A 19822-nucleotide genomic window follows, 5' to 3' on the forward strand; every position below is an offset into this window, starting at 1 on the left:
CCGGCGCTTGACCTGTAAACTCGCGAGCTTTGGCTCTGTGCTGTTGCAGGCGCGCAGTATCGCATAAGTGGGCGCTTTGTTCGCCTGCTCTTTATCTATAGGCGCAAACTCTTTCAATGAATCTGCTCAAATCGTTGGCTGCCGTCAGCTCTATCACAATGATCTCCAGGGTTTTGGGGTTCGTGCGTGACACCCTGCTGGCGCGCATTTTTGGCGCCAGCATGGCCACGGATGCCTTCTTTATTGCCTTTAAGTTGCCCAATCTGCTGCGCAGGATCTTCGCTGAAGGCGCATTTTCCCAAGCGTTCGTGCCGATTCTGGCTGAATACAAGACTCAGCAGGGCGAGGAAGCTACTCGTACCTTTATTGCCTACGTTTCGGGCCTGCTGACCCTGGTTTTAATGCTGGTGACCCTCATCGGAATGCTCGCCGCTCCCTGGGTGATCTGGGCGACGGCCCCCGGTTTTGCCAATACGCCGGAAAAGTTCGCGCTGACCACTGATCTGCTGAGAGTGACCTTTCCTTATATATTGCTGATTTCCCTGTCATCCCTGGCCGGGGCGATCCTCAATACCTGGAACCGGTTTTCGGTGCCGGCGTTCGTGCCAACGTTGCTAAACGTCAGCATGATTATTTTCGCGCTGTTTCTCACGCCGTACTTCGATCCGCCGGTCATGGCCTTGGGTTGGGCGGTGCTGGCCGGTGGTCTGGCGCAATTGCTCTACCAACTGCCGCACCTGAAAAAGATCGGCATGCTCGTGCTGCCTCGTCTGAATCTGAAAGACACCGGCGTCTGGCGCGTGATGCGCAATATGCTGCCGGCGATTCTCGGCGTGTCGGTCAGTCAGATTTCCCTGATTATCAACACGGCCTTTGCCTCGCTGCTGGTATCGGGCTCGGTGTCGTGGATGTATTACGCCGATCGTCTGATGGAGTTGCCTTCCGGCGTGCTCGGCGTGGCCTTGGGTACAATTCTGCTACCGACCCTGGCGCGTACCTACGCAAGCAAGGACCGTCAGGAGTACTCGCGCATCCTCGATTGGGGCCTGCGCCTGTGTTTCGTCCTGGTGTTGCCGTGCGCCCTTGCGCTGGGGATCCTGGCCGAGCCGCTAACGGTCTCACTGTTCCAATACGGGCAGTTCGACGCCCATGACGCCTTGATGACGCAGCACGCGCTGGTTGCTTACTCCGTTGGCCTGCTCGGCATCATCGTGATCAAAGTGCTGGCGCCTGGCTTCTACGCCCAGCAGAACATCCGCACCCCGGTCAAAATCGCGATTTTCACGCTGATCGTCACGCAACTGCTCAACCTTGTGTTTATCGGCCCGTTGGCTCACGCCGGCCTGGCCCTGGCCATCAGTGCGGGCGCCTGCATCAACGCTGGACTGCTGTTTTATCAGCTGCGCAAACAGCAGATGTTCCAGCCGCAGCCGGGCTGGGGCATGTTTGCACTGAAGTTGCTGGTGGCGGTGGCAATGATGTCGGCGGTTCTGCTTGGGCTGATGCACTTTATGCCAGCGTGGGACCAAGGCCACATGTTAGATCGCTTCATGCGCCTGGGTGCGCTGGTGGTCGCCGGTGTGGTGGTGTACTTCGGGATGTTGCTGCTGCAGGGTTTCCGCCTGCGCGATTTCAATCGCAAGTCGCTGAGCTAGAGAGTTTGCTGCGATAAAACAGGTGTTTTATCGATTCCATCCACCTTGCCCTGCGCTGTTGCCTGTCGTCCGGGGCTGGGTGTGGTTATAATCGACCACTTTATGAGCAAGAAGCGCGTTATGCAGCTGGTTCGAGGTCTCCACAACCTGCGCCCCCAGCATCGGGGCTGCGTCGCCACTATTGGCAACTTTGACGGTGTTCACCGTGGTCACCAGGCTATCCTGGCCCGGCTGCGCGAGCGTGCGGTCGAGTTGGGCGTGCCCAGCTGCGTGGTGATTTTTGAGCCACAGCCGCGGGAATATTTCACTCCGGAAACGGCGCCAGCCCGCTTGGCTCGCTTGCGGGACAAGCTGCAACTGCTAGCTGAAGAAGGTGTGGACCGCGTCCTCTGCCTGGCTTTCAATCAGCGCTTGCAAAGCCTCAGCGCTGCCGAGTTCGTTGACCGCATCCTCGTGGATGGCCTGGGCGTACAACATCTGGAGGTCGGCGACGACTTCCGTTTTGGTTGCGACCGGGTTGGGGATTTTGAATTCCTGCAGCACGCCGGCGTCATCCAGGGCTTTACCGTCGAAGCCGCGCAAACCGTCGAATTAGATGGCCTGCGCGTGAGCAGTACCCAAGTGCGTAATGCGCTGGCGGCTGCCGACTTCGCCTTGGCTGAGCGTTTGCTCGGTCGCCCGTTCCGCATTGCCGGGCGGGTGCTGCACGGCCAGAAGCTGGCGCGCCAATTGGGCACGCCAACCGCCAACGTGCAACTCAAGCGCCGTCGTGTGCCGCTGACAGGGGTTTACCTGGTTAGCGTCGATATTGACGGCCAGTCGTGGCCGGGAGTCGCCAACATAGGCGTCAGGCCCACGGTTGCAGGTGATGGCAAGGCCCACCTGGAGGTTCACCTTTTGGATTTTGCCGGTGATTTATACGACCGGCGTTTGACGGTGGTTTTCCACCAGAAGCTGCGTGAAGAGCAGCGTTTCGCCTCCCTTGAGGCGTTGAAAACGGCGATCAATGCGGATGTCGCCGCCGCCCGTGCACTAGCCGCACCTAGCGCCCATCGCTAACCGAAGAGCCTTAAATGACCGACTATAAAGCCACGCTAAACCTTCCGGACACCGCCTTCCCAATGAAGGCCGGCCTGCCACAGCGCGAACCGCAGATCCTGCAGCGCTGGGACAGTATTGGCCTGTACGGAAAGTTGCGCGAGATTGGCAAGGATCGTCCGAAATTCGTCCTGCACGATGGCCCTCCTTACGCCAACGGCACGATTCATATCGGTCATGCGCTGAACAAAATTCTCAAGGACATGATCCTGCGCTCGAAAACCCTGTCGGGCTTCGACGCGCCGTATGTGCCGGGTTGGGACTGCCACGGTCTGCCCATCGAACACAAGGTCGAAGTGACCTACGGTAAGAACCTGGGTGCCGATAAAACCCGCGAACTGTGCCGTGCCTACGCCGCCGAGCAGATCGAAGGGCAGAAATCCGAGTTCATTCGCCTGGGTGTGCTGGGCGAGTGGGACAACCCGTACAAAACCATGAACTTCAAGAACGAGGCCGGTGAAATCCGTGCCTTGGCCGAAATCGTCAAGGGCGGTTTCGTGTTCAAGGGCCTCAAACCCGTGAACTGGTGCTTCGATTGCGGCTCGGCCCTGGCTGAAGCGGAAGTCGAATACGAAGACAAGAAGTCCTCGACCATCGACGTAGCCTTCCCGATTGCTGACGACGCCAAGCTGGCCCAGGCGTTTGGCCTGGCTAGCCTGAGCAAACCGGCTGCCATCGTGATCTGGACCACCACCCCGTGGACCATTCCCGCCAACCAGGCGCTGAACGTGCACCCGGAATTCACCTATGCCCTGGTGGACGTCGGTGATCGCCTGCTGGTACTCGCCGAGGAAATGGTCGAAGCGTGCCTGGCTCGCTACGAACTGCAAGGTTCGGTGATCGCCACCACCACCGGTTCCGCGCTGGAGCTGATCAACTTCCGTCACCCGTTCTATGACCGTCTGTCGCCGGTGTACCTGGCTGACTACGTCGAATTGGGTTCGGGTACCGGTGTGGTTCACTGCTCGCCCGCGTATGGCGTGGACGACTTCGTGATCTGCAAGAAGTACGGCATGGTCAACGATGAGATCATCAACCCGGTGCAAAGCAACGGTGTTTACGTGCCTTCGCTGGAGTTCTTCGGCGGCCAGTTCATCTTCAAGGCCGATCAGCCGATCATCGATAAGCTGCGTGAAGTCGGTGCGCTGATGCAAACCGACACCATCAAGCACAGCTACATGCACTGCTGGCGTCATAAGACCCCGCTGATCTACCGCGCCACCGCGCAATGGTTTATCGGCATGGACAAAGAGCCGACCAGCGGCGACACCTTGCGTGTGCGCTCGCTCAAGGCCATCGAAGACACCACGTTCGTCCCGGCGTGGGGCCAGGCGCGCCTGCATTCGATGATCGCCAACCGTCCGGACTGGTGCATCTCCCGTCAACGCAACTGGGGTGTGCCGATCCCGTTCTTCTTGAACAAGGAAAGCGGTGAGTTGCATCCGCGTACCGTCGAACTGATGGAAGTGGTGGCCCAGCGTGTTGAACAGGAAGGCATCGAAGCCTGGTTCAAGCTGGACGCCGCCGAACTGCTGGGCGAAGAAGCGCCGCAGTACGACAAAATCAGCGACACCCTCGACGTATGGTTCGACTCGGGCACCACCCACTGGCACGTGCTACGCGGTTCGCACCCGATGGGCCACGAGACCGGTCCGCGTGCCGACCTGTACCTGGAAGGCTCGGACCAACACCGTGGCTGGTTCCACTCGTCATTGCTGACCGGTTGCGCGATCGACGATCACGCCCCGTATCGCGAGCTGCTGACACACGGTTTCACCGTCGACGAGACGGGCCGCAAGATGTCCAAGTCGCTGAAAAACGTGATCGAACCGAAAAAGATCAACGACACCCTGGGCGCCGACATCATGCGTCTGTGGGTTGCGTCTACTGACTACTCGGGCGAGATCGCCGTATCGGACCAGATCCTGGCCCGCAGCGCCGATGCCTACCGTCGTATCCGTAATACCGCGCGCTTCCTGCTGTCGAACCTGACCGGCTTCAACCCGGCCACCGATATCCTGCCGGCCGAGGACATGCTCGCCCTGGACCGTTGGGCCGTGGACCGTACCCTGTTGTTGCAGCGCGAGTTGCAGGAGCACTACGGCGAATACCGCTTCTGGAACGTGTATTCGAAGATCCACAACTTCTGCGTGCAGGAGTTGGGTGGTTTCTACCTCGACATCATCAAGGACCGCCAGTACACCACCGGCGCCAACAGCAAGGCACGCCGCTCGGCGCAGACCGCGCTGTATCACATCTCCGAAGCGCTGGTGCGCTGGATCGCACCGATCCTGGCCTTCACCGCCGACGAGCTGTGGGAATACCTGCCGGGTGAGCGTAACGAGTCCGTGATGCTCAACACCTGGTACGAAGGCCTGACCGAACTGCCGGCCGATTTCGAACTGGGTCGCGAGTACTGGGAAGGCGTGATGGCCGTCAAAGTTGCAGTGAACAAGGAGCTGGAAGTGCAGCGTGCGGCCAAGGCCGTCGGCGGCAACCTGCAGGCCGAAGTCACCCTGTTTGCCGAGGAAGGCCTGACCGCCGACTTGACCAAGCTGAGCAACGAACTGCGGTTTGTACTGATCACCTCGACTGCAAGCTTGGCGCCATTCGCCCAGGCCCCAGCGGACGCCGTGGCCACCGAAGTGCCGGGCCTCAAGCTCAAAGTGGTCAAGTCGGCCTTTGCCAAGTGCGCTCGTTGCTGGCATTGCCGTGAAGACGTCGGCGTGAACCCTGAGCATCCAGAAATCTGTGGTCGTTGCGTCGACAACATCTCGGGTGAAGGCGAGGTTCGCCATTATGCCTAATACCAGTCGTTTCGGACGTCTGGGCTGGCTCGTACTGAGTTTGCTGGTCTTGGTCATCGACCAGGTCAGCAAGGCTCATTTCGAAGGCTCCCTGGAAATGTTCCAGCAAATCGTGGTGATCCCGGATTACTTCAGCTGGACCCTCGCCTACAACACCGGCGCCGCTTTCAGCTTCCTGGCTGACGGTGGCGGCTGGCAGCGCTGGTTGTTCGCGCTGATCGCAGTGGTGGTCAGTGCGGTGCTCGTGGTCTGGCTCAAGCGCCTGGGCCGCGATGACACCTGGCTGGCCGTCGCCTTGGCCTTGGTTCTGGGCGGCGCGCTGGGTAACCTGTACGACCGCATTGCCCTGGGCCATGTGATCGACTTTATCCTGGTGCATTGGCAGAACCGTCATTATTTCCCTGCGTTCAACTTTGCCGACAGCGCCATCACCGTTGGTGCAATCATGCTGGCGCTGGATATGTTCAAAAGTAAGAAAACCGGAGAGACCGTCAATGACTGATCAGGTATTGGCTGAGCAACGCATCGGCCAGAACACGGAAGTCACTTTGCATTTCGCATTGCGCCTGGAGAATGGCGACACGGTCGACAGCACGTTCGACAAGGCCCCGGCGACCTTCAAGGTCGGCGACGGCAATCTGCTGCCGGGTTTCGAAGCGGCTCTATTCGGTTTCAAGGCTGGCGACAAGCGCACCCTGCAGATCCTGCCGGAAAACGCTTTTGGTCAGCCTAACCCGCAAAACGTGCAGATCATCCCGCGTTCGCAGTTCCAGGACATGGACCTGTCGGAAGGCCTGCTGGTGATCTTTAACGACGCCGCGAATACTGAGCTGCCTGGCGTGGTGAAAGCGTTCGATGACGCGCAAGTGACCATCGACTTCAACCACCCGCTGGCCGGTAAAACCTTGACGTTTGACGTTGAAATCATCGACGTTAAAGCGCTCTAACTGACGAAACACACTAAATGTGTGGATCGGACTTGTGTGAGGGGGCTTGCCCCCGATAGCGGGGTATCAGTCAAAGTTTTTTACTGACCCATCACTATCGGGGGCAAGCCCCCTCACACCTTTGATCTTCATTGTCAGTTGAGTAGCTTCAATACTGACCCATAGTAGCTGCAAGACACGAGGCACAGCATGCAAATCAAACTCGCCAACCCCCGTGGCTTCTGCGCCGGCGTGGACCGTGCGATCGAAATCGTCAATCGTGCCCTGGAAGTTTTCGGTCCGCCGATCTACGTGCGTCATGAAGTCGTCCACAACAAGTTTGTGGTCGAAGACCTGCGCGCACGTGGCGCCATCTTTGTCGAAGAACTGGAGCAGGTGCCGGACGACGTGATCGTCATCTTCAGTGCTCATGGTGTTTCCCAGGCCGTGCGTACCGAAGCGGCGGGCCGGGGCCTGAAAGTGTTCGACGCGACTTGCCCGCTGGTTACTAAGGTGCACATCGAAGTCGCGCGCTACAGCCGTGATGGTCGGGAATGCATTCTGATCGGTCATGCCGGTCACCCGGAAGTCGAAGGCACCATGGGCCAATACGACGCCAGCAACGGCGGCGCCATCTACTTGGTGGAGGACGAGAATGACGTCGCCAGCCTTCAGGTACACAACCCTGATCGTTTGGCCTTCGTGACTCAGACAACCTTATCCATGGACGACACCAGCCGTGTGATCGACGCGCTACGCAGCCGCTTCCCGGCCATTGGCGGCCCGCGCAAGGATGACATCTGCTACGCCACCCAAAACCGCCAGGACGCGGTCAAACAATTGGCTGACGAGTGCGATGTGGTTCTGGTGGTTGGCAGTCCTAACAGCTCCAATTCCAACCGCCTGCGTGAGCTGGCTGAGCGGATGGCGACACCGGCGTACCTGATCGACGGTGCCGAAGACATGCAACGCAGTTGGTTCGATGGCGTCGAGCGTATTGGCATCACTGCGGGTGCTTCTGCCCCTGAAGTGCTGGTGCGCGGTGTTATCCAGCAACTGCACGCCTGGGGCGCTACCGGCGCTGATGAGCTGGTAGGACGTGAAGAGAACATCACTTTCTCCATGCCCAAGGAGCTGCGCGTTCGCTCATTGCTTTGAACGTCAGGGTGCCGGATTAACTTCGGCACAACGCCTGTTCGGCTTTATCGCTACGCAGGCTGATACGCCCACTAGGCGCCAGCACCAACTGGTGCAGGCTTTGCGCCGAGTCCCTGGCGCATACGTGCACAGTGCCAGCACGAAAACCTCCCCCTGAAAACACCGGCTCGCCTGAACTGCTGAAGCGCACCTGGCTTTTGACCGGCCCATTCCCGACTATCGGCACGCGCCCGCTGTCTTGGCGCTCCAAGAGCACGGGGTTGTCGTCGTCCTGATGCCCGTGTCCGCTCACATCCAATATCACCCGCCAACCCTTGCTCCAGTCCTCGTCCAGTGCGTGGATGACCACCGCACGGTTACGCGCGATGGCTTCAGTGCGTGCGAAGCGAAGCCCGCTGGTAAGTGATTGTGCCGCGCTTTGTCGCAGCTGTGACTCCAGCAGGCCCATGAAATTAGGTGCTGCCAGATGCAGCAGAGTGCCGCTCACAAGGAGTCCGAGCAGCAGTTCGATCAGGGTAAAACCTCGCTGTTCCATCGGCTTTCTCTCCGTGGGCGTGTTTAGGAAACAGGTCTAGGCATAGGTATAGCGTCCGTTTCTGGGAGGCGAATGATGGCCTATAGGTCCAAAGTATTTCCCTTTGTGCCGTGGGCAGCACGGGCGAAAAACCGACGCTAGTCTTGGATCGCACAGCGGGATTTCCTGCTTTCTTCGGCCTTCGACACGGATGACGACGGTAATGTTTTCCTGCCTTAACACCTGTTTTCCCCACGCTTTTGCGCGATGCCAGACCGGCATGACGTTGATCGAGGTACTGGTGGCGATGCTGATTCTCACCGTGGGCCTGTTAGGCGCAGTGGTGCTTCAACTAAATGCCCTCAAGTACACCGAAAGTTCGAGGATGACCAGTCAGGCCAGTTTTATTGCCTACGATATGCTCGACCGAGTCCGCGCCAATTCCGGCGCGGACTACTCATTGCGCCACGGAGTGCAGGCCCCCAGTACTGGGAACGTCAGCGTGCGTGATTTGGACCTCCATGATTTCGAATCCAATATTCGCGCCTTTGCCGGGGAGGGTGCCAAAGGTTCAGTGGCGGTCAGCACAAATGAAGTGACTGTCAGTATCAGTTGGGATGGCAGCCGAAGTGAGAACACGCCTGGCGCGCGGGAAACCTTGTCCCTGACCAGTCGCATCGACAATGAACCTGGGGTAATGCAATGAGGCCTCTGGTTAGCGGTTTCAGCCTGGTGGAATTGTTGCTGGCACTGGCCGTCGGTTTGGTACTGGTGATTGGAGGGAGCCAAGTGGTGATCAGCTCCCGAGTTACCTACGCCAGCCAGCAGGCTTCCATGTTGTTGCAGGATGACGCGCGGTTTGCGCTGGGCAAGATGATTCAGGACATTCGTCAGGCTGGGATGTTTGGCTGTTTGGCCACGGAAGTTATTGATAACGCGCCGCCAGCCTTTGAACAGCCCATGCGCTGGACTGCCGGGGGTAGCTCAAAGTCGCTAACGCTGGTCACCACTGATGTCGGCCGAGGGGTTGGCAGGCCAGACTGGACGGTGCTGTCCGACTGCACGACTAACGCTCAAGCCTATGCAGGGAATCCACCTGCCCCTGATCCTGGACAGATTCGTTTTGCGATTCGACAGCTGACTTACACCTTCGAGACCAGCCAGTTAAAGGTCAGCACGCTCGCAGCGCCGGCCAAGGCGGTGCTGGTGGATAACGTACGGGATTTCGATATCAGTTTCGGCGTGGCTGCCAGGGCGTCATCACCGCGAGTTGTGGGCTACGACGCCATGCCATCCGATGAGGCATTGATCCGCAGCGTGCGCATCCGCATGACGCTGCAGGACCCCACTGGGAAGGTGAGAGATCAAACCTACAGCGTGGTGGTGGCTCTGCGAAACCGTGTGGGGTAGGGCAGCCATGAAGAGTGCTGGAGGAATTTCTTTGCGACAAAGAGGGATAGTCCTGCTGATAAGCCTGGTGTTTCTGCTGTTGTTGGCGTTGATCGGGTTGTCGTCCATGCAGGGGGCAGTCACCCAGCAAAAAATTGCCGGCAGCCTGTGGCATCGCAACCAATCGTTTCAAGCAGCAGAAAGTGGCTTAAGGCTGGGGGAGGAAGTTGTGAGGCGAAAGGGTGCGGATTTGCCGCAGTGCCATTCGATTGTTGCCTGTGGGCCTCCGGATGAGGCGTTGTCGGTGGTCGCGGCCGGTACCAGTCCTGTTTCATCAGTTAACTGGGTTGCCATCAAAGGGGGGCTCTACGGTATTCAATCCCTTGGTCCGAGCGTAGGACTGGCGAATTTGCCACCGCAAACCCCAGCAACGTTGTACCGGGTGACGGCGATTGGGATGAGTGGTCAGTCACGCACGGTATTGGAGACCGTGTACGCGCGAGTGGACGAAGCCAGTGGCTCGCGTTTTAGGCGAGTGTCTTGGCGACAACTTCAATAAGGAGCAATGGAATGGGCATGGACAGCCAGGGATTTACCCTGATCGAGTTACTGATCGCTGTGGCGATTATCGCGTTTCTGGCCGGGATAGCTTACCCCGGGTACACCGGCCATGTGAAAAAAGTCTATCGCGCGGAAATTGTCGCGCTGCTGACTGAGCAAGCTCAGCTACTGGAGCGCTTTTATACGAGGAACGGCACTTTTATTGACGCAAGCGGCGTCAGCACGGGCAATGATCGCTATAGAATCACCGCTGCGTTGAACCCTCAGGATTTCTACCTGGTCGCTACGCCGGGCGCCGATTCGTTGATGGCTGGTGACCCTTGCGGTGGCTTCAGCCTCAGCAGCACCGGTCTACGGGCCAATCCGGGTGCTGCTCCTGAAATGTCGCGCCAGACATGCTGGGGGCAATGATGAGGTGGCTGGATGATTGGGCGCCGGGCGCGCCTGTTCCTATTTTATCGGCTGGATCAAATGATGGCTAAGCAACAGCAAGTGGTGATTGTCGGAGGCGGAGTCATTGGCCTGCTGACGGCGTACAACCTGGCGAGCCAGGGGCAGGCGGTCGTCCTGTTGGAGCGCGCCGGCGTTGGGCAGGAGTCTTCATGGGCGGGCGGTGGCATTGTTTCGCCGCTGTATCCGTGGCGCTACAGCCCGGCGGTCACTGCTTTGGCCCATTGGTCCCAGGATTTTTATCCACAACTGGGTGAGCGCCTGTTTGCCGCCACCGGCGTGGATCCGGAGGTTCATGTTACCGGCTTGTACTGGTTGGACTTGGACGACGAGGCTGAAGCGCTGGCATGGGCGATCCGTGAAGGTCGGCCCCTGACCAAAGTGGATGTTTCGGCCGCCCATGATGCGGTGCCGGTGCTGGGCGGCGGGTATTGCCAAGCAATCTATATGGCGAATGTGGCCAATGTGCGAAACCCTCGCTTGGTTAAATCCCTTAAAGCCGCGTTATTGGCGATGCCTGGCGTAATCGTTCACGAACAGTGCGAAGTCACCGGATTTGTTCTGGAAGGCGACAATGTGGTGGGCGTAAATACGGCAGAGGGGCCGATTGTGGGGGCGCATGTAGTGTTGGCGGCAGGAGCGTGGAGCGGTGAGTTGCTTGGCACGCTGGGCTTGGCGCTTCCGGTGGAGCCGGTCAAGGGGCAGATGATTTTGTACAAGTGCGCCTCGGACTTCCTGTCGAGCATGGTCCTGGCCAAGGGGCGTTACGCCATCCCCCGGCGCGACGGACACATTCTCATCGGAAGTACCCTGGAACATGAGGGCTTCGACAAGACACCCACCGAAACTGCGCTGGAAAGTCTCAAGGCCTCGGCTGTGGAACTGATTCCCGCTCTGGCGGATGCCGAGGTGGTTGGGCATTGGGCCGGTTTGCGCCCCGGTTCACCGGAAGGCATTCCCTATATTGGCCAGGTGCCCGGCTTCAAAGGGCTGTGGCTCAACTGCGGGCACTACCGCAACGGCCTGGTTCTGGCGCCGGCGTCCTGTCAGTTGTTTGCAGACTTGCTGCTGGGGCATACGCCGATTATCGACCCCGCACCTTACGCGCCTGAAGGTCGGGTCAGCGCTGGATAGACTTCGGTCCCTGCTCCAGATGCGCCTGGGTGCAATACCACTCCTGGCGCGAGCTTAGAGCGCGATCCTGTGGCAGGTGCACGCCGCAGTGGGCGCAGCGCACCATCAACGCAGCGCTTGGCTCGCTTGTGCGTCGCTGCTTGGTGGCCGGGCTTTTGAATTTGCGCCAGAACCATACCGCTGCAGCAATAACGGCAATCCAGAACAGAAGACGAAGCATGATGGGCGGTTTCTCGATAAGGAATGCGCCAGTTTAGCCAAGGACGTGGCAAGCGCACAGCGCAATAATACTGCCCAATAAAAAAGGAGCCCCGAGGGGCTCCTTTTTGCGTTGCGTCGACAGATCAGTCGAACACACCGAAGGTCATGTAGCTGAACCAGGAGCGGTCCTGATTGTTGCCCAGGGCCTCTGGCTCTTCTTCTTCGATCACGTCGCCGTTCTCGTCGTGCGGCTTGAGCTCCGAAGGAATGGCTTCCTTGGCGTCCTGGTACTGCTTGATCACGTCCTGATTGGCGCGGGTTTCGCCCGGCGGCAACGGTGGGCGCGACTCGATCAGGCCCAGGGTGTATTTGCTCAGCCACGAACGGTTGTCCGCTTCTGCAACCTGAGGCACGAACTGGCCGTCTTTCAGGCTCGGGTGATCCGGGTAGTTGAGCTTCAGGGTTTCCAGGCTGGTGTTGGCCAGTTCGTCCAAGTGCAGACGTTGGTAGGCCTCGGTCATCACTGCCAGGCCGTCACCCACGGAAGGGGTCTCCTGGAAGTTTTCTACTACGTAGCGGCCACGGTTGGCAGCAGCGACATACGCTTGACGGGTCAGGTAGTAGTGAGCTACGTGGATCTCGTAAGACGCCAGCAGGTTGCGCAGGTAGATCATGCGCTGCTTGGCGTCCGGGGCGTAGCGGCTGTTCGGGTAGCGGCTGGTCAGCTGGGCGAACTCATTGTAGGAGTCGCGGGCAGCACCTGGGTCACGCTTGGTCATGTCCAGCGGCAGGAAGCGCGCCAGCAGGCCAACATCCTGGTCGAACGAGGTCAGGCCCTTGAGGTAGTAGGCGTAGTCCACGTTCGGGTGTTGCGGGTGCAAACGGATGAAACGCTCGGCGGCGGACTTGGCGGCTTCCGGTTCGGCGTTCTTGTAGTTGGCATAGATCAGCTCAAGCTGAGCCTGGTCGGCATAGCGCCCGAACGGATAACGCGACTCCAGTGCCTTCAGCTTCGCTGTGGCGCTGGTGTAGCTATTATTGTCCAAGTCTTTCTGTGCCAGTTGGTACAGCTCGACTTCGCTCAGGTTTTCGTCGACGACTTCCTTTGTTGACGAGCAAGCAGCAGTCATGGCGAGGATGGCGATCAGCAGCAGGTGTTTCACTTGCATGGCGGCTTGCGTCCCTATGACGGCCGCTGTCTTGGGCGGGGCCGTCCTGTTATGATGAGCGCCCCGTTGAAAGCCTCGGGGCAAAAGACGCCGTATTTAACCACAAGCGCGCAGCCGAAACCAAAGGCTGTGCCACGCCTAGTCTGAGCATGTCCGATAAAATTGAACTTCGCGCAGAGGTGCCGTCCGAATTGGGCGGCCAACGCCTCGATCAAGTCGCCGCACAATTATTCGCTGAGCACTCGCGCTCGCGCCTTTCCGCCTGGATCAAAGACGGCCGCCTGACTGTGGATGGAGCGGTTATCCGCCCGCGAGACATAGTTCATGGCGGTGCGATTCTTGAGCTGACTGCCGAGCAGGAAGCCCAGGGAGAATGGGTCGCCCAAGACATTGAGCTGGATATCGTCTATGAAGACGACGACATCCTGGTCATCAACAAACCCGCAGGCCTGGTGGTTCACCCGGCGGCCGGGCACGCTGATGGCACCTTGCTCAATGCCCTGTTGCACCATATCCCGGACATCATCAACGTGCCGCGTTGCGGTATCGTGCACCGTCTGGACAAGGACACTACCGGCCTGATGGTGGTTGCCAAGACCATTCAGGCGCAGACGCAACTGGTTACGCAGTTGCAGAGCCGTAGCGTCAGCCGGATCTATGAGTGCATCGTGATTGGCGTGGTCGTTGCGGGTGGCAAGATCAACGCCCCTATCGGTCGCCACGGCCAGCAGCGCCAGCGCATGGCGGTAATGGAGGGCGGCAAGCAGGCCGTAAGCCACTACCGTGTATTGGAGCGTTTCCGTTCCCACACCCACGTTCGGGTCAAGCTGGAAACCGGTCGTACTCACCAGATTCGCGTGCACATGGCCCATATCAACTTCCCGCTGGTCGGCGATCCTGCCTACGGTGGTCGCTTCCGCATTCCGCCTGCGGCCAGTCAGACAATGGTTGAATCGCTCAAGACGTTCCCGCGCCAGGCACTGCATGCACGCTTCCTGGAACTGGATCATCCGACGAGTGGTAAGCGCATGAGCTGGGAATCGCCACTGCCGGACGATTTTGTCTGGTTGCTGTCACTGCTCAAGCAGGACCGTGAGGCGTTTGTTGGATGAGTGACTGGCTGATACCTGACTGGCCCGCGCCGGCTCGGGTAAAGGCCTGCGTTACCACCCGTGCGGGCGGCGTCAGCCTGGCGCCGTTCGACAGCCTCAACTTGGGCGATCATGTAGAGGACAGCCTGGAGGCCGTTCTTGAAAATCGCCGTCGTCTTAGCGACGCTTTTGATATTCAGCCGGCCTGGCTGCGCCAAGTTCACGGGGTGACCGTGGTTGAGGCTGATCCTGGCCGCACGGCTGAAGCCGATGGCTGTTGGACCAGCAACCCAGGCATCGCTTGTACCTCGATGACTGCCGATTGCCTGCCCGCGTTATTCTGCAACCGCGCAGGGACTCGTGTCGCAACGGCCCATGCCGGTTGGCGCGGGTTGGCGGCTGGCGTGTTGGAAGCGGCTTTCGAAAGTCTGGATGCCGCTCCTGCCGACGTACTGGTCTGGTTGGGCCCGGCAATCGGTCCTCAATCCTTTGAAGTCGGTCCTGAGGTGCGTGAAGCCTTCATGCAGCAAATGCCGACCACTGCCCAAGCCTTTGTGCCGAGCCGTAATCCCGGCAAGTTCATGGCCGACATCTATCAACTGGCTCGCCTGCGCCTTGCCGCACGGGGTGTCTCGGCTGTTTACGGTGGTGGTTTGTGCACCGTGACCGATCCGCGCTTCTTTTCTTACCGGCGCAGTCCGCGCACCGGTCGATTTGCCTCCCTTATCTGGCTAGAACGCTAGACTCTCCTGACTTACGTCAACTGTCCGTAGCTTGAATCTTCCAGAATCCACCCCATCTATAAGGGTATCTGGCAGGTTTCTTCATTCAGGAATGTTTTATAGCTCCGGCCTGCTCAAAAGGAAGGTGACTAATGCGTATTGATCGTTTAACCAGCAAATTACAGTTGGCGTTATCGGACTCCCAGTCGTTGGCGGTGGGTCTCGACCACCCGGCCATTGAGCCTGCACACTTGATGCAGGCTCTTCTGGAACAGCAAGGTGGTTCTATCAAGCCCTTGCTGATGCAGGTGGGCTTTGATGTCAGCAGCCTGCGTAAGGAGTTGAGCAAAGAGCTCGACCAGCTGCCAAAAATCCAAAATCCAACCGGCGACGTGAACATGTCGCAGGATCTGGCGCGCCTGCTTAACCAGGCCGACCGCCTGGCCCAGCAAAAGGGCGACCAGTTCATCTCCAGCGAACTGGTGCTGCTCGCCGCCATGGACGAGAACAGCAAGCTCGGCAAGTTGTTGCTGGGCCAGGGCGTGAGCAAGAAAGCCCTGGAAAATGCCATCAACAACCTGCGTGGTGGCGACGCGGTGAATGATCCTAACCACGAGGAGTCGCGCCAGGCCCTGGACAAGTACACCGTCGATCTGACCAAGCGCGCCGAAGAAGGCAAGCTTGATCCTGTCATCGGCCGCGACGACGAGATTCGTCGCACCATCCAAGTCCTGCAGCGTCGCACCAAGAATAACCCTGTGCTGATCGGTGAGCCTGGTGTGGGTAAAACCGCGATTGCCGAGGGTTTGGCCCAGCGCATCATCAATGGTGAAGTGCCGGACGGCCTTAAAGGCAAACGCCTGCTGTCCTTGGACATGGGGTCGTTGATCGCCGGTGCTAAGTTCCGCGGCGAGTTTGAAGAGCGCCTGAAATCTCTGCTTAATGAACTGTCGAAGCAGGAAGGGCAGATCATTCTGTTTATCGACGAACTGCACACCATGGTCGGCGCCGGTAAAGGCGAGGGCTCGATGGATGCTGGCAACATGCTCAAGCCAGCTTTGGCGCGCGGCGAGTTGCACTGCGTAGGTGCAACGACGCTCAACGAGTACCGTCAATATATAGAGAAGGATGCAGCCCTTGAGCGTCGCTTCCAGAAAGTGCTGGTGGAAGAACCGAGCGAAGAGGACACCATCGCCATCCTGCGCGGTTTGAAAGAACGCTATGAGGTCCACCACAAGGTGGCGATCACTGACGGTGCGATCATTGCTGCGGCCAAATTGAGCCATCGCTATATCACCGATCGTCAGTTGCCGGACAAGGCCATCGATTTGATCGACGAAGCGGCCAGCCGCATTCGTATGGAAATCGACTCCAAGCCGGAAGTGCTCGACCGCCTGGATCGGCGCCTGATTCAACTGAAAGTCGAATCCCAGGCTTTAAAGAAAGAAGAAGACGACGCTGCGAAGAAACGCCTGGAAAAACTCCAGGAAGAAATTTTGCGGCTTGAGCGCGAGTATTCGGACTTGGAAGAGATCTGGACCTCGGAAAAAGCCGAAGTGCAGGGCTCTGCGCAGATCCAGCAAAAGATCGAACAGTCCCGTCAGGAACTGGAGGCTGCACGCCGTAAGGGCGACCTGAACCGCATGGCCGAATTGCAGTACGGTGTCATCCCGGACCTGGAGCGCAGCTTGCAAATGGTCGACCAGCACGGCAAGAGCGAGAATCAGTTGCTGCGCAGCAAGGTGACCGAGGAAGAAATCGCCGAAGTCGTCTCGAAGTGGACCGGCATTCCTGTGTCGAAAATGCTCGAAGGCGAGCGCGACAAGCTGCTGAAGATGGAGCACCTATTGCACCAGCGCGTGATCGGCCAGGAAGAGGCGGTCGTAGCGGTGTCCAACGCGGTACGGCGTTCGCGGGCCGGCTTGTCCGACCCGAACCGCCCGAGCGGCTCGTTCATGTTTCTCGGCCCGACCGGCGTGGGTAAGACCGAGCTATGCAAGGCGCTGGCTGAGTTTCTCTTTGATACTGAAGAGGCCATGGTGCGGATCGATATGTCCGAGTTCATGGAAAAACACTCGGTGGCTCGCCTGATCGGTGCTCCACCAGGCTATGTGGGCTACGAGGAGGGCGGTTACCTGACCGAAGCCGTGCGGCGTAAGCCTTACTCGGTGATCCTGCTGGATGAGGTCGAGAAGGCGCATCCGGATGTATTCAACATCCTGCTGCAAGTGCTGGAAGATGGTCGGTTGACGGACAGTCACGGGCGTACCGTTGACTTCCGCAACACGGTGATCGTGATGACCTCCAACCTGGGCTCCTCCCAGATCCAGGAGTTGGTAGGTGATCGTGAGGCCCAGCGCGCTGCGGTAATGGATGCGCTGACCACACACTTCCGCCCGGAATTCATCAACCGGGTCGACGAAGTGGTGATCTTCGAGCCATTGGCGCGTGATCAGATCGCGGGCATCACCGAGATCCAGTTGGGCCGCTTGCGCGGTCGTCTGGCAGAGCGCGAGCTGTCGCTGGAGCTGAGCCGCGAGGCGTTAGACAAGCTGATCGCAGTCGGTTACGACCCGGTGTATGGTGCACGGCCTTTGAAACGTGCGATCCAGCGCTGGATCGAAAACCCGCTGGCGCAGTTGATCCTGTCAGGCAGCTTTATGCCAGGCACCAGCGTAGAGGCGACTGTGGAGAACGACGAAATCGTCTTCCATTAAGCCTGGATTGCAGCGTTATGAGAGAAGGTCCCGCATCGCGGGACCTTTTTTTTCGTTAGGGCGTTGAACTGTAAGGAAAAGGCTTGTAAAGTGCGCCCCGCAGCAACGTCAGCCCACGGGTTTCTTCTCCCCAAGAAGAAATCAGAAAGAAGCGCAAATCATTGTCTTAAAAGCAATTTAAAGGGTTGACAGGGGTTTTTAAGATTGTAGAATAGCGCGCCTCAGAGACGCTAACGTAGCGATACGGACAGGGTCGAAGAGGAGAGTTTCAAGCAGTAAAAGTTGTACTTTGAAATATGTAGTTCCGTGATAGCTCAGTCGGTAGAGCAAATGACTGTTAATCATTGGGTCCCAGGTTCGAGTCCTGGTCACGGAGCCAATTTCAAACCGGGGTATAGCGCAGTCCGGTAGCGCGCCTGCTTTGGGAGCAGGATGTCGGGAGTTCGAATCCCCCTACCCCGACCATTTTTGGGTCGTTAGCTCAGTTGGTAGAGCAGTTGGCTTTTAACCAATTGGTCGTAGGTTCGAATCCCACACGACCCACCATTTTTGAGACCAGTTAGCGCTGGAATCGAATCTTAAGATCAGAGGCCAAAAGCGCTGATCGAAGAAGGCGACTGAGAGGTCGCCTTTTTTTTACCGGGGTATAGCGCAGTCCGGTAGCGCGCCTGCTTTGGGAGCAGGATGTCGGGAGTTCGAATCCCCCTACCCCGACCATATTAAAAATCCTCGTATCGAAAGATACGGGGATTTTTTTTGCGCACGCAAAACCTCAAAACACTGCGCATCAAACGTGAGAGGGGGCCTGATCCCGACAGCAGTCTGTCAGCCAATGAAGACATAGCTGACCCACCGCGATCGGGAGCAGGCCCCCTCCAACATTATTTTATGTTGTTAGTGAAGTTTGAGTCGCGGCTCAGTACCACGCCCAATCCTGCTGCCCAGCATCAGCATCGCCGTGCGGAAGAAGCCATAGAGCGCCATCTGGTGCATCCGGTACAGCGACACGTAGAACATCCGCGCCAGCCAGCCTTCGAGCATCACACTGCCTGTCAGATTGCCCATCAAGTTACCCACCGCTGAAAAGCGTGACAGCGAGATCAGCGATCCATAGTCGGTGTACTTGTACGACGGCAGCTCCTTGCCCTCGATGCGTAGCTTCAGCGACTTAGCCAGCAACGATGCTTGCTGGTGGGCAGCCTGGGCCCGTGGCGGTACGTTGCGGTCGGTGCCCGGTTGCGGGCACGCGGCGCAGTCGCCGAACGCAAAGATATTTTCGTCGCGGGTGGTTTGCAGCGTCGGCAGCACTTGCAGCTGATTGATGCGGTTGGTTTCCAGGCCATCAATGTCCTTGAGGAACCCTGGCGCGCGAATCCCCGCAGCCCACACTTTAAGACTGGCCGGAATCACCTGGCCGCTGCTGGTAATCAGTGCATCGGCAGTGACTTCGCTGACGGCCGAGTTGGTCAGCACGGTCACGCCGAGCTTCTCCAGGGTTTTATGCACCGGCCCGCTAATACGCTCCGGTAGGGCGGGCAGTACGCGTGGGCCGGCTTCGATCAGGGTGATGTGCATGTTTTCCGGCTTGATTCGGTCCAGGCCGTAGGCAGCCAGCTCATGGGCAGCGTTATGCAGCTCGGCGGCGAGTTCGACGCCGGTGGCGCCGGCGCCGACGATGGCGACACTGATCTGCTCGACGACATCAGTCTGTCCGGCATGTGCGCGCAGGTAGTGGTTGAGCAGTTGCTGGTGAAAACGTTCGGCCTGTTTGCGGGTGTCGAGAAACAGGCAGTGTTGCGCCGCGCCCTCGGTGCCGAAGTCGTTAGTGGTGCTGCCTACCGCAATCACTAGGCTGTCGTAGCTCAGAACGCGCGCAGGCACCAGTTCGCGTCCCTCTTCGTCGAGGGTGGCGGCCAACTGAATCTTCTTCTGCTCTCGGTCAAGCCCGCTCATGCGCCCCAGTTGGAACTCGAAGTGGTTCCATTTGGCCTGGGCGACGTAGTTGAGTTCGTCTTCCGAAGAGTTCAGCGACCCGGCGGCCACTTCGTGCAGCAGCGGCTTCCAGATATGGGTCAGGTTGGTGTCCACCAGCGTGATGCTGGCAGTGCCACGCTTGCCCAGAGTCTTACCCAGGCGGGTAGCCAACTCCAGACCGCCGGCGCCGCCGCCGACGATAATAATACGATGGGTCATAGGGATATCTCGCAAGGCTAAAAGAAATCGGAGCAGT

18 protein-coding genes and 4 tRNA genes are annotated in these 19822 nt (G+C 58.7%); 18 read left to right on the forward strand and 4 right to left on the reverse strand.

The window, feature by feature from the left end:
• Nucleotides 1-116: 116 nt before the first annotated feature.
• The 6 genes from murJ (at nt 117) to ispH (ending at nt 7644) form a co-directional block, all read left to right on the forward strand.
• The gene (gene murJ, locus ACEN2T_RS07265) at nt 117-1655 is read left to right on the forward strand and encodes a murein biosynthesis integral membrane protein MurJ (protein ID WP_122755568.1); all 1539 of its coding nucleotides are present in this window, start codon (nt 117-119) and stop codon (nt 1653-1655) included.
• Nucleotides 1656-1775: 120 nt separating this feature from the next.
• On the forward strand, nt 1776-2714 hold the full coding sequence (ribF, locus tag ACEN2T_RS07270) for a bifunctional riboflavin kinase/FAD synthetase (protein WP_032886174.1): 939 nt from the start codon (nt 1776-1778) through the stop codon (nt 2712-2714).
• Nucleotides 2715-2728: 14 nt separating this feature from the next.
• On the forward strand, nt 2729-5560 hold the full coding sequence (ileS, locus tag ACEN2T_RS07275; protein ID WP_181642867.1) for an isoleucine--tRNA ligase: 2832 nt from the start codon (nt 2729-2731) through the stop codon (nt 5558-5560).
• Complete coding sequence (gene lspA, locus ACEN2T_RS07280; RefSeq protein WP_095183789.1) at nt 5553-6062, forward strand: signal peptidase II; 510 nt, start codon at nt 5553-5555, stop codon at nt 6060-6062. Before ileS ends, lspA begins: the two co-directional genes overlap by 8 nt.
• A 7-nt stretch (nt 6063-6069) precedes the next feature.
• Nucleotides 6070-6507: an FKBP-type peptidyl-prolyl cis-trans isomerase gene (fkpB, locus tag ACEN2T_RS07285; RefSeq protein ID WP_174562729.1), complete on the forward strand. Its 438-nt coding sequence runs from the start codon at nt 6070-6072 to the stop codon at nt 6505-6507.
• A 189-nt stretch (nt 6508-6696) separates the two neighbouring features.
• Nucleotides 6697-7644, forward strand: a complete 948-nt coding sequence (ispH, locus tag ACEN2T_RS07290) for a 4-hydroxy-3-methylbut-2-enyl diphosphate reductase (RefSeq protein ID WP_442116511.1) — start codon at nt 6697-6699, stop codon at nt 7642-7644.
• 16 nt (nt 7645-7660) lie between these two features.
• On the opposite strand, the gene ACEN2T_RS07295 is transcribed toward ispH, so the two are convergent.
• The gene (locus ACEN2T_RS07295) at nt 7661-8179 is read right to left on the reverse strand and encodes a GspH/FimT family pseudopilin (RefSeq protein ID WP_050442823.1); all 519 of its coding nucleotides are present in this window, start codon (nt 8177-8179) and stop codon (nt 7661-7663) included.
• A 202-nt stretch (nt 8180-8381) separates the two neighbouring features.
• Here ACEN2T_RS07295 and pilV point away from each other — a divergent pair, with 202 nt between their 5' ends.
• The 5 genes from pilV to thiO all read left to right on the forward strand — a co-directional run bounded on the left by pilV (nt 8382) and on the right by thiO (nt 11692).
• Nucleotides 8382-8864 carry a type IV pilus modification protein PilV gene (gene pilV, locus ACEN2T_RS07300; RefSeq protein ID WP_442116512.1) on the forward strand — a complete coding sequence of 161 codons (483 nt, stop codon included), beginning with the start codon at nt 8382-8384 and terminating at the stop codon, nt 8862-8864.
• Complete coding sequence (locus ACEN2T_RS07305) at nt 8861-9568, forward strand: prepilin-type N-terminal cleavage/methylation domain-containing protein (RefSeq protein WP_442116513.1); 708 nt, start codon at nt 8861-8863, stop codon at nt 9566-9568. Before pilV ends, ACEN2T_RS07305 begins: the two co-directional genes overlap by 4 nt.
• Nucleotides 9569-9575: 7 nt before the next feature.
• Entirely contained in the window at nt 9576-10106 is a 531-nt protein-coding gene (locus ACEN2T_RS07310) for a pilus assembly PilX family protein (RefSeq protein WP_442116514.1), read from the forward strand.
• Between the two features lie 11 nt (nt 10107-10117).
• A complete protein-coding gene (locus tag ACEN2T_RS07315; protein WP_099601962.1) occupies nt 10118-10519 on the forward strand; it encodes a type IV pilin protein in 402 nt (133 codons plus the stop codon).
• Nucleotides 10520-10582: 63 nt separating this feature from the next.
• The gene (gene thiO / locus ACEN2T_RS07320; RefSeq protein WP_122680440.1) at nt 10583-11692 is read left to right on the forward strand and encodes a glycine oxidase ThiO; all 1110 of its coding nucleotides are present in this window, start codon (nt 10583-10585) and stop codon (nt 11690-11692) included.
• Here the strand turns inward: thiO and ACEN2T_RS07325 are convergent.
• Nucleotides 11679-11912 carry a PP0621 family protein gene (locus tag ACEN2T_RS07325; protein ID WP_032886182.1) on the reverse strand — a complete coding sequence of 78 codons (234 nt, stop codon included), beginning with the start codon at nt 11910-11912 and terminating at the stop codon, nt 11679-11681. The two genes, thiO and ACEN2T_RS07325, sit on opposite strands and share 14 nt — an antisense overlap.
• 124 nt (nt 11913-12036) lie before the next feature.
• Nucleotides 12037-13062, reverse strand: coding sequence for an outer membrane protein assembly factor BamD (locus ACEN2T_RS07330; RefSeq protein ID WP_032886183.1), 1026 nt, complete (start codon nt 13060-13062; stop codon nt 12037-12039).
• Nucleotides 13063-13211: 149 nt separating this feature from the next.
• Here ACEN2T_RS07330 and rluD point away from each other — a divergent pair, with 149 nt between their 5' ends.
• The 7 genes from rluD to ACEN2T_RS07365 all read left to right on the forward strand — a co-directional run bounded on the left by rluD (nt 13212) and on the right by ACEN2T_RS07365 (nt 18309).
• Entirely contained in the window at nt 13212-14174 is a 963-nt protein-coding gene (gene rluD / locus ACEN2T_RS07335; protein ID WP_032886184.1) for a 23S rRNA pseudouridine(1911/1915/1917) synthase RluD, read from the forward strand.
• Nucleotides 14171-14896: a peptidoglycan editing factor PgeF gene (pgeF, locus tag ACEN2T_RS07340; protein ID WP_442116515.1), complete on the forward strand. Its 726-nt coding sequence runs from the start codon at nt 14171-14173 to the stop codon at nt 14894-14896. The genes rluD and pgeF overlap by 4 nt, the downstream gene beginning before the upstream one ends.
• 131 nt (nt 14897-15027) lie before the next feature.
• Nucleotides 15028-17592 (forward strand): ATP-dependent chaperone ClpB, encoded by a 2565-nt coding sequence (gene clpB, locus ACEN2T_RS07345; RefSeq protein WP_032886186.1) that lies wholly within the window; start codon nt 15028-15030, stop codon nt 17590-17592.
• A 303-nt stretch (nt 17593-17895) separates the two neighbouring features.
• Nucleotides 17896-17971 (forward strand) — tRNA-Asn (locus ACEN2T_RS07350).
• 9 nt (nt 17972-17980) lie between these two features.
• Nucleotides 17981-18057: transfer RNA gene (locus ACEN2T_RS07355), tRNA-Pro, on the forward strand.
• 5 nt (nt 18058-18062) lie between these two features.
• A tRNA-Lys gene (locus ACEN2T_RS07360) sits at nt 18063-18138 on the forward strand.
• A gap of 94 nt (nt 18139-18232) precedes the next feature.
• Nucleotides 18233-18309 (forward strand) — tRNA-Pro (locus ACEN2T_RS07365).
• A gap of 177 nt (nt 18310-18486) precedes the next feature.
• On the opposite strand, the gene ACEN2T_RS07370 is transcribed toward ACEN2T_RS07365, so the two are convergent.
• The gene (locus ACEN2T_RS07370; protein WP_442116516.1) at nt 18487-19785 is read right to left on the reverse strand and encodes an NAD(P)/FAD-dependent oxidoreductase; all 1299 of its coding nucleotides are present in this window, start codon (nt 19783-19785) and stop codon (nt 18487-18489) included.
• Between the last annotated feature and the right edge of the window lie 37 nt (nt 19786-19822).

The sequence above is a fragment of the Pseudomonas sp. W22_MBD1_FP4 genome (assembly GCF_052113765.1).
GTDB lineage: Bacteria > Pseudomonadota > Gammaproteobacteria > Pseudomonadales > Pseudomonadaceae > Aquipseudomonas > Aquipseudomonas sivasensis.